The 10,246-nt window shown below is 59.0% G+C and carries 8 protein-coding genes; all 8 read right to left on the bottom strand.

Going from position 1 to position 10,246, the window contains the following annotated elements:
* Positions 1-141: 141 nt before the first annotated feature.
* The 8 genes from HMPREF2847_RS10640 to HMPREF2847_RS10605 all read right to left on the bottom strand — a co-directional run bounded on the left by HMPREF2847_RS10640 (position 142) and on the right by HMPREF2847_RS10605 (position 9,902).
* The gene (locus HMPREF2847_RS10640; protein ID WP_042388363.1) at positions 142-453 is read right to left on the bottom strand and encodes a DUF2516 family protein; all 312 of its coding nucleotides are present in this window, start codon (positions 451-453) and stop codon (positions 142-144) included.
* A 124-nt stretch (positions 454-577) separates the two neighbouring features.
* On the bottom strand, positions 578-1,927 hold the full coding sequence (locus HMPREF2847_RS10635; RefSeq protein ID WP_070852415.1) for a DUF445 domain-containing protein: 1,350 nt from the start codon (positions 1,925-1,927) through the stop codon (positions 578-580).
* A gap of 188 nt (positions 1,928-2,115) precedes the next feature.
* Complete coding sequence (locus HMPREF2847_RS10630) at positions 2,116-2,514, bottom strand: hypothetical protein (RefSeq protein ID WP_016421967.1); 399 nt, start codon at positions 2,512-2,514, stop codon at positions 2,116-2,118.
* A 40-nt stretch (positions 2,515-2,554) separates the two neighbouring features.
* Positions 2,555-3,304: a succinate dehydrogenase/fumarate reductase iron-sulfur subunit gene (locus tag HMPREF2847_RS10625; RefSeq protein WP_016421966.1), complete on the bottom strand. Its 750-nt coding sequence runs from the start codon at positions 3,302-3,304 to the stop codon at positions 2,555-2,557.
* Positions 3,304-5,322, bottom strand: coding sequence for a fumarate reductase/succinate dehydrogenase flavoprotein subunit (locus HMPREF2847_RS10620; protein ID WP_049189510.1), 2,019 nt, complete (start codon positions 5,320-5,322; stop codon positions 3,304-3,306). The genes HMPREF2847_RS10625 and HMPREF2847_RS10620 overlap by 1 nt, the downstream gene beginning before the upstream one ends.
* Before the next feature lie 19 nt (positions 5,323-5,341).
* Positions 5,342-6,082, bottom strand: coding sequence for a succinate dehydrogenase cytochrome b subunit (locus HMPREF2847_RS10615; RefSeq protein WP_049189509.1), 741 nt, complete (start codon positions 6,080-6,082; stop codon positions 5,342-5,344).
* A gap of 415 nt (positions 6,083-6,497) precedes the next feature.
* A complete protein-coding gene (locus tag HMPREF2847_RS10610) occupies positions 6,498-9,113 on the bottom strand; it encodes a glycoside hydrolase family 65 protein (protein WP_016421963.1) in 2,616 nt (871 codons plus the stop codon).
* Positions 9,114-9,128: 15 nt separating this feature from the next.
* The gene (locus HMPREF2847_RS10605; protein WP_187401089.1) at positions 9,129-9,902 is read right to left on the bottom strand and encodes an HAD family hydrolase; all 774 of its coding nucleotides are present in this window, start codon (positions 9,900-9,902) and stop codon (positions 9,129-9,131) included.
* Between the last annotated feature and the right edge of the window lie 344 nt (positions 9,903-10,246).

Below are 10,246 nucleotides of genomic sequence, written 5' to 3'. Positions count from 1 at the left end.
GCACTTGACAAAAACATAGGGACACCCCCCCCAAAAAAAAGAAAGTGTCTGGGTTTATGACAAAATAACCGGGTTTTTCACCCAGAAACTGTCATAAACCCAGGCACTTTCTCAGTAGTGCAGGCTAGCACCCGCCCGGGACTAATAACCGCCCTGCGCGTTCGACAAAATGTCCTTGATCTGTGGGCGGACATCCAACCAGTAAATACCCGTGATGACTAGCCCGGCAATCAGCGGGATGCCCAACATTGCCCAGCCCAGCCACGGCAGGAGCAGGAAGATAGCCGAACCGACCAGCATGCCGGCCCAGACGTTGCGGCTCTTGCGGTCTGCAGCGTCAAAGGCATCCGCGCGGGTGGTGATGACAAGCACCGCACCGATTAGCGCCAAGATGCCGATGACAAACGGAATGGCGAACTGAAACAAGACGTCCACATAGACGGAAATCGCCATTAGCGGCGAGTCCGCAAGACTGGGCAAAGATGGTAACAGGCGCACCGGGGGAACAACTCCTTTAACAGGGATGCATTGCTTTTTACATGCTAACGCACACCGTCTGATGTGCTGGGTTGTGCTGCTAAATAGCCCCAAACACCAAGGTCGACAGGGTGTAAATAGCCAAACCGGCCAGTGATCCGACAACCGTGCCGTTAACGCGAATGAACTGCAGATCGCGACCGACCATCAGTTCAATCTTGTCGGAAGCCTCATCGGCGTCCCAACGCTCAACGGTCTCAGAAATGATCGAGGTAATCTCGCCCGAGTAATTCTCAGCGATAAAGACGACAGCCGCTTCCAAACGGCGGTCCATTCGTTTGCGCAACTCAGGATCGGATTGGATCCGCTCGCCGTAGCGGGCGGCCGTTTCCGAGACCTTCCGACGGAGCAGGGAGTCCGGGTCGCGGGCAGCGTCGACAAGCTTTGCGGATGTTGATGCCCAAATCTGCGCCGGCGCCTGTGTGACGGCGGCGGACGAAAGAATGTCAGTCTTAATTTCTTCGACCTTGGCGATGGTCTTCTCGTCGTTCTGCAAATCTATGGCGAGCTGCGTGAGGAAGCGGTGGAGCGCCAGGCGCGCGTCGTGCTTAGGGTCATGCTGCACCTGCCAGGTCCAATCAACCAGCTCGCGATAGACCTTGTCGCCGATGAGATCGTTGACAAAGCTCGGCGCCCAGGATGGGGCGCGCTCTCCGACGAGGCGGTCGATAAGATTCTGCGAGCCCAGCGACTTCCGGTGCAGCCACTCAGCCATCTGCTGGACGATGGGCTCGGTGCGCCCCTCTTCAATCAGCTGCTCGAGAACCTTACCCGCTGGTGGTCCCCACTCCGGAGCTGCAACTTCGTCGATGACTGCTGACTTCAGCACTGCGGCGGCATCGTCGGGATTAATCGCCTCCAGCACATTTCCGGTGAACTTACCGACCTCTGCTGACACTTTGTCGGCGTTTCCCGGCGCTACCAGCCATTCGCCGATACGCTCAGGGATCTCGGCCTTACGCACCTTGTCCACAATCAAAGCGGGGTTCAGGAAGTTGTCTCCGACGAACTGCGCCAGGGACTCTCCGACCTGGTCCTTCTTGCGGCGGACGATAGCGGTGTGTGGGATAGGAATGCCGAGCGGGTGGCGGAACAGAGCTACGACTGCGAACCAGTCGGCGAGGGCACCGACCATGCCGGCCTCAGAAGCAGCGCGAACGTAGCCCACCCACGCGGGCACAACTTCGCCTGCGGATAAGTGTGAAGACTCAATACCGCGGCATGTGAAATACACAGCGGTTGCGATGACCAGCAGCATCGTAGCGAAAGCCTTGGCCTTACGCAGTTGCGCACGTTTTTCCGCTTCAACCTCAGGTGATGGCCCGGGAACTTCGAGACGGTCCGAAACCGTATCTACAGCTGCCGGGAGCTTAGCGGGGTTGTTATCCATGTGTATAGATTAGGCGCCGAAAACGCGAAAATGCCACCGCGCCGCAATCCGCTGTTGGTGAGAGGTACTTCTCAGTACTTCCCCACCCCAGCGCACTGTGCACAGTGGCATCAACTGTGGAGGTGCTAGTTCAAAAGGCTAGCGTTGCATCCGCCTAGAGGCGAGCCCCTTTTAACTGGGGCAAGCCTTTAGTGGTGAGTGCCGAATTCCTTTCGGTAAGCCTTGTAGTCACGACGACCGATGGAGATGCAGGCCAGACCCGCAATAACCATAACCAGTCCGACTACCAAGCCAGCCCACATGAACACGCTGCCGTCGAAGTTCCAACCACCGGTGTAGTCGGTGTAGTTGGCGGCATCCTTAGCCAAGAAACCGTTGCTGTGAGAGGCAGCAGTCTGGTCGGCAAAAACGGTCGTTGCGAGACCGAAAATGAAGGTACCCCAAGCCGCCAGAGAGGCGAGCATGAGACCCATGCCAATCCAGGTAATGCTCTTGTGAAGCGAGGAGTATTCGGCATTCATGCTCTGAGGCACGTAACCGTCGACGAAGTGCTCTTCGCCCTGGTAACGCTTGACTGCATTCGCCATAATCTATGTCCCTTCTGGAAAACTCTAATCGAGAAAGAGTTTAGTCGTCCTTACCGCGGAAGAACGAACGAGCTCGTTCCTTGGTGACGGCGGCAACCGCAGTCAGCGGGATACCTGCCGGGCAGACGTCAGCACATTCACCATAGAGGGAGCACGGACCGAAGGTGCCTTCGACCTCGTCAACCATCTTGCGGGCACGCTTGCCACGCTCTTCCTTACCCAGCGGGACCAGGGAAAGGTGAACCAGCTTTGCGCCGGTGAACAGGTGTGCAGCACCGTTCGGGCAGGCTGCGACGCAAGCACCACAGCCGATGCAGGCTGCGTGGTCAAGTGCGAACTCAGCGGTCTCGTGGTTCAGGTGCAGAGTATCTGCATCCGGAGCGGTACCAGCGTTGATGGAGACGTAGCCACCCTGCTCGAGGACACGGTCCAGAGCGGAGCGGTCAACGACCATGTCCTTGATGACCGGGTATGCGGCGGAGCGCATCGGCTCGATCTTCAGGGTGTCACCATCGCTGAACTGGTGCAGACGCTGCTGACAGGTCGGGGTGTTCTGGCCCGGGCCGTGCGGACGACCGTTGACGTTCAGACCACAGGTACCACAGATACCCTCACGGCAGTCAGATGCGAACGCGAACGGCTCCTTGCCGGACTCGACGTACTTGGAGTTGACGTGGTCAAGCAGCTCCAGGATCGACATCTCTGCGACGGCGTCGTCAACGTCAACGGATTCAAAGTGTCCCTCGACGTTCGGACCTGCTTGGCGCCAGATTTCAAGGTGCAGTTTCATTACTTGTAGTTCCTTGTCATGAGCGGGACGGCTTCGAAGGTGAGCGGCTCGGCGTGGCGAATGAATTCGTAACCGGACTGATCCCATGCAGGACCGTTGTTGCCTCGCTCCCATGCGGAAACGAAGCACCAGTTAGCGTCATCGCGCTCTGCCTCGCCATCTTCGGAGATGTGGTCATCGCGGTAGTGAGCACCGCAGGACTCATCGCGGTCGAGGGCGTCGACACACATGAGCTCACCGAGGTCGATGTAGTCAGCAACGCGGTTAGCGTACTCGAGCTGCTGGTTCATCTCGTTCGGCTCACCCGGAATGAACAGGTCAGACCAGAATGCCTTACGCAGTTCGCGGATCTCCTCGATACCGCGAGCCAGGTCTTCCTTGTTACGGGCCACACCACAGTCGCGGTAGAGAATCTCACCGAGCTGGCGGTGGAAGTACTCAGCGCCGTGCTTACCCTGGATGCTCATCAGCTTGTCCAGGCGAGCCTGAGCGCGGTCCAGTGCTTCCTTGGCCTCCGGGGCATCCTCAGCCAGGCGGTCGGTACCGAGCAGCGGGCCGAGGTAGTTCGGAATGGTGAACGGCAGGGTGAACCAACCGTCGACCGAACCGGACAGCAGGGAGTTTGCACCCAGGCGGTTTGCACCGTGGTAGGTCCAGGATGCCTCGCCACCGGTGAACAGACCCGGGATGGAGGTCATCTGGTTGAAGTCAGACCACAGGCCACCCATGGTGAAGTGGCAGGTTGGAGCAATACGCATCGGAACCTTGTACGGGTCCTCACCGATTGCCTCTTCGTACATCTGAATCAGGTTCGAGTAGCGTTCCTTGATGACCGGCTGGCCCAGGCGCTCAATTGCGTCACGCAGATCCAGATAGACGGAGTTCTTCAGCGGGCCAACACCGTAGCCGGCGTTAATCTGCTGAGAGTTGGCGCGGGAAGCGACGTCACGCGGGACGAGGTTACCGAATGCCGGGTAGCGACGCTCCAGGAAGTAGTCGCGCTCGTCCTCCGGGATGTCGTTGGCCGGGCGCTCGTCGCCCTTCTTCTTCGGGGTCCAAATACGTGCGTCGTTACGCAGGGACTCGGACATCAGAATGGTCTTCGACTGCCAGTGCGCGTTGACCGGAAGACCGGTCGGGTGGAACTGGATGAAGGACGGGGATGCGAAGTAAGCACCCTGGTCGTATGCACGCATGATGGCCGAAGCGTTGGAGTTCTTGGCCAGCGTGGACATGTGGTAGACGTTGCCGTAACCGCCGGTAGCCAGAATAACTGCGTGAGCAGTGTGAACGGTCAGCTCACCATTGATGAGGTTACGCATGATGGCACCCTGGCAACGGCCGTCGGCGACGATGATGTCAACCAGCTCGTTGTGGGTGAAGATCTCGACGTTGCCGAGACCAATCTGACGCTGCAGAGCCGAGGTAGTCGACAGCTGCAGCTGCTGACCCGTCTGACCACGGGTGTAGTACGTACGGGAGACCTGCACACCACCGAAGGAACGGGTTGCCAGGGTACCGCCGTACTCGCGAGCGAACGGAGCACCAATTGCATTCAGGTGGTCGATGACGCGGACAGACTCGACAGCCAGACGCCAGCAGTCGTTCTCGCGGCAGCGGTAGTCGCCGCCCTTAACGGTGTCCTTGACGTGGCGGTAAGCGCCGTCGTTGTCGACCTTCTTACCGCGAGCGGAGTTGACACCACCCTGTGCAGCAATGGAGTGCGCACGGCGCGGAGCGTCGTGGTAGGTGAAAACCTGCACGTCGTAGCCGAGCTCGCCGAGCGCAGCAGCGGCAGCGCCGCCAGCCAGGCCGGTACCGACGACCATGACGCGGAACTTACGACGGTTCAGCGGCGAAACCAGGTTGGCGTGATCCTTCTGGTACTGCCAGTGGTCCTTCATGGAGACCTTGTCACCCGGGGAGTTATCGGACAGAACCTTGCCGATCTTGACCCCGTCGACAGCGCTTTCCGGCGCGCGGAAGTCCGCAGCGACGGTTGCTTCAGTGTTAGTCATAGTAAATTTCCTCCTCGACCTACGAGACCAGACCGGTCAGGACGGCGACTGGGATGAAGATGTTGCCGACAACAACCAGCAGCGGCAGCAGGCCGGACAGGAACAGCAGAACCTTGCGCCAGCGCTTACCGGTGATACCGAGGTCGGAAGTAGCGGTCCACAGACCGTGGGACAGGTGCAGCAGCAGAGCGAGCTGCGCAATGATGTACCAAACAACAACACCCGGACGCGAGAAGGACGCAACCACGTTCTGGTATGCCTCACCGTGCTCGAAAGAAGACGGAGCAACGCCAGCACCGATGGTCAGGTCCAGCAGGTGGAAGATGATGAAGGCCAGCAGCACAATGCCGGTGATCACCATCGAACGTGCAGTAAAGGTGTTCCAGCTGGACACCATGCCCTGACGGCGGAACTTGCCGCGGGACTGCTTAGCACGTGCAGCCAGGGTGAGGCCACCGAAAATGTGCAGGACAATAGCTACCAGCAGGACAATGCGGAAAATCCACAGAATGCCCTCGTTCGGAACTGCCGGAGCACCGACAGTGCGCAGGAAGGTCGCGTATGCGTTGAAGTCTTCCTCGCCAGCGAAAATCTTCAGGTTACCCAGCATGTGGACAATAACGAAGAGGCCAAACAGCACGCCAGTGACGGCCATGGTCAGCTTCAGAGCCCATGAAGGGTATTTAGGCTGCTCGCGCAGCGGTTCTACATTAATTTTGCCGTGCGCGATTGCGTCACGGTTTGAACTTTTAACAGTCATGGCACCTCCAGTGTCATATTCACTCTAAAGTCACACAGCGCCTGGTAAACATTTTTCCCCCTTTTGGGTGGGGATTTTCACAGGTTACCTAGGTCTTTTCTCCGCCTTTTCTCAGGTTATCGCATTTTAGCCACTTCTGACGTCGTCGCTGCATAAACCCTCTCCCCCACCATAAAAACGCCCCTACCCCGACTTTTGCCGATTTTTCCCCCGCCCAAACTAGCTAATAACGCAACATAAATAGCACGAAAATAAAAAACCGCCCACTTTTCTCAGGTGGACGGATTTAATACTCAATAATTATGTTGCGAAATTCTTTATTTTTACCCCTGCCGAATTCCCCAAAGGCCCAAACAGCCACCCCCAACAGGCAATCCCCCCCCTATTGGCACCGTGTACGGCCGAAGCCGTCCGACTAATCCTCGCTCTGATCCGAGTTCGCCATCACCACGGTCAACGGCTCCGGACCAATGATCACCTCATGTCCTGCGACCATAATCGGCCCAACCTGGTGGTCTCCCTCCTCCAGGACGACTTCCACCGTGCGGCCGCGCACCGTCACTCGGATACGACAACCACGAATAGTGACTCGGTACGTCAGACCACTCCAGTCCTCCGGCAGACGCGGGTCAATACTGTAGCGGCCGTCATGATCGCGGAAACCACCGAAACCATAGACCAGGGACTGCCACACACCACCGGCAGATGCGACGTGGACACCATCGGCAGCGTTGCCATGCAAGTTCGCCAGGTCCACATAGAGTCCGCGTAGGAAGAAGTCCATTGCCTGCTCCTGCAAGCCCAACTCGGCCGCAACAATGGACTGCACAACGGCGGACAGCGAGGAATCACCGGTGGTGAGCGGATCGTAATACATGTAGTCTGCGCGCTTTTGTTCCGTCGTAAAGCGATTGCCCATGAGGAACAGTGCGAGGACGACGTCCGCCTGCTTAATGACCTGGTGACGGTAAATCGTCAGCGGGTGGTAATGCAGCAGCAGCGGGCGCAGCGGGCCAACTTCGGGATCGTCGAGATTCCAGCGCTTACGCAGCAGGAACTGGTCATCCTGAGGGTGAATGCCGAGCTTCTCATCGAACGGGATGTACATCGCCTCAGCGGCCTGCTCCCACTCTTCAACCTCGCGCTCAGTGAGGTCGAAGCGGTTGGTCAGTTCGCGATAGGCAGCAGGGCGATCACGCTTCATCTGCTTGACGACGTCCGCAGCAACCCGCAGGTTATACTGCGCCATCACGTTGGTGTACAGGTTGTTGTTCACCACCGTGTTGTACTCATCTGGACCGGTGACGCTGTGAATTTGGAACTCTCGCTGCTCGGCATCAAAGAATCCCAACGACATCCAAAACCTGGCCGTGCCGAGCAACAGATCCGTGCCCTCCTTGAGCAGGAACTCCTCATCGCCGGAGGCATAGACGTACTTCATCATCGCGTACACGATGTCCGCATCGATGTGGTACTGCGCCGTGCCGGCCTCAAAGTAGGCCGAGGACTCCTGACCATTGATAGTGCGCCACGGGAAGAGGGCACCGTCGTGCGCCAGTTCGTCGGCACGCGCCCACGCGGCTTCGAGCATGTCCCAGCGGAAACGCATGGCATTGCGCGAGAATTGCGGCGACGTATAGGTAAGGAATGGGGTCACGTAGATTTCCGTGTCCCAGAAGTAGTGGCCGCCGTAGCCGGTGCCGGTCATTCCCTTGGCCGGGACGCCTTGGAATTCGGCGCGGGCGGCGGCCTGGATAATCTGCCAAATGTTCCAGCGCACTGCCTGCTGAATCTCCGGCTGATTGTAAATGACCACGTCAGAGCGCTCCCAGAAGCGTTCGAGCCACTCCTCCTGGTTCTCCATCAGCCCCAGCATGCCGATGCGGCCGACGCGGTTCAGGGTGCGCTCACAGCGGAATGCCAGCTCTTCGGCACGCACCTTACGGGAGGAGTGGTACGCGACCAGCTTCTCCAGGCGTATGACAGTGCCGACCGGCGCATCCAGGTTGAACAGGGAGCTGGCCACATCCGGCTCGGTCGACTGCGAAATCTCTACGAACGGCTCCGTGCCGTCGGGAGTGCGGACAGTAAAGGTGTGGTCCATGGAGGTAGCCACGGTCATACCGGAGTTCGCGCAGCGGTAGCCCAGCGTCGAGCGCTGCCCGTGCGCCGATTCCGACTGAAATGCCGGAATGAGAACGCGGTCTTCCAGCGCCTCGGCGCGACGGGGATCCAGTTCGGTGCCCTGCGCCTTAGCGGCATCGTGGTATTCGTCCTCGCCGTCCTGGCGGTTGAGGATCTGCGAGTTAATCATCACCGCAGCATCCGCATCCAGCAGCTCGACTTCCAGACTCATCGCGGCGACATGCTTTTCCTGGAAAGACACCATGCGCTCAGAGGTGACGCGAACGCGCTTGCCACCCGGGGTGCGCCAAATGAACCGACGACGCAGCACGCCCTCGCGGAAATCCAGGCTACGTTCGTAGTCGCTGACCTCAGCATTGCCGAGACGCAGGGGCTCATCGTCAATGTAGAGACGCATTGCCTTAGCGTCCGGAGCATTGACAATCGTCTGCCCCTGGCGGGCTAGGCCGTAGGCGTCCTCGGCGTGCCTAATCGGCCAGGTCTCATGCAGACCGTTGATATAAGTGCCGTGCTCACTGGAGTCACGGCCCTCCGGCGGGTTGCCACGCATGCCGATGTACCCGTTCGACAGCGCAAACAGCGTCTCGCCCAAACCGAGCGGGAGGCCGTTCGGCTTCGTCTCAATCAGACGCCACTCATCGACCGGAGTGATGTCTCGGTCCATGAGTCCCTCGGCATTTACAAGGTGGTGGTGCTTATCCGCACGATCCGCCGGGAAGTTACGACGCTGCTTACGACGAACTGGGGACACCGTCTCCTCCTGTTTTTCAGCCTCTGCGGTCTCCGCGTCGTGACCCTGCCCCTGCGGAATCACACGCTCAGTCTCGTCGACTGCTGCCGTGGTCGAATCGTTGGCCATGATGCCTTCCGGTTTTGTCTCAGCCATTTGTCACGAGCCAGCCTAGACGAGTGCCGCCAAGTCACTGACCACAACGTCGGCGCCCGCTCGGCGCAGCGCTTCCGCACCAGCACCGCGGTCAACACCAATGACCAGACCAAATGCGCCGGCTGCACCCGCTTGCACACCACTGATGGCATCCTCGACCACCACAGCATCGCGCGGCGCCACCCCCAGATTCTTCGCCGCGTACACGAAAGTATCGGCGGCTGGCTTACCCGGCAGGTTGTTCTCATGCGCCACCACGCCGTCAACAATCTCCACGAACCGCTCACGCAGCCCAGCGGCCGTCAGCACCGGCACCGCGTTCTTCGACGAGCTAACCACCGCCAACTGCGGTTTTTCGCTTGCCGACGAGTCCCTCGCGCCCTGTAACTCGTCGAGCAGCGCAACCGACCCCGGGTAGGCCTCAATTCCCCTCTCGACTCGCGCCAAGAAGTCATCATTTTTGCGCTTCCCGAGCCCGACAATCGTCTCGTCTTCCGCAGTGTCCTCATCGTTACCGTGTGGCAGCGAGATGCCCCGGGACTCCAGGATTGCCGCAATCCCCTCATCACGGCGACGGCCATCGAGGTAGGTGAAGTAGTCCTCCTCCGTGTAAGCCGTGACTCCCTTGTGCTCGAAGTAGTCGCTAAACATGTCCGCCCACGCCTGCTCGTGCACATCGGCGGTGGGGGTAATTACTCCGTCGAGGTCAAAGAGGATTGCACCCGCACTATGGAGGAATTCTTTGGCCTTGGCAAGCTTGGTAGCACTGTCGGTCGTGGAATTAGTCATGGGGTCGCAGCTCCTTGGACGTTGCAGACTGCATATTCGCAATTAACTTCTCAATCAACGCTAGCAACGTTGCCCCTACCCTGCTTGTGAAGCCGGGTATCTCGGCGGAGGGCATCGCATGCTTCCACCATGGGGCACCCAACGCGGGCGTTCCCAGCACACGCTCGCCCTGCACCGAAAAACAAAACTGCCGGCGCGCATGCGGAATTGGCATCAGAGGTTAGCCAATACCACCTACACACCGGCAGTTTGGGTAGCTATTTTGTTATTTCAGGCTCGGCAGCCGCCTGCTAACCCTAGCCTGACCCAGAATTAGTCCTGGTCGATGCCCTCGCGCTTCTTGA

The sequence above is a fragment of the Corynebacterium sp. HMSC074C03 genome, from assembly GCF_001838285.1.
Lineage (GTDB): Bacteria > Actinomycetota > Actinomycetes > Mycobacteriales > Mycobacteriaceae > Corynebacterium > Corynebacterium amycolatum.
This window is presented reverse-complemented; position numbering and strand designations above follow the sequence as displayed.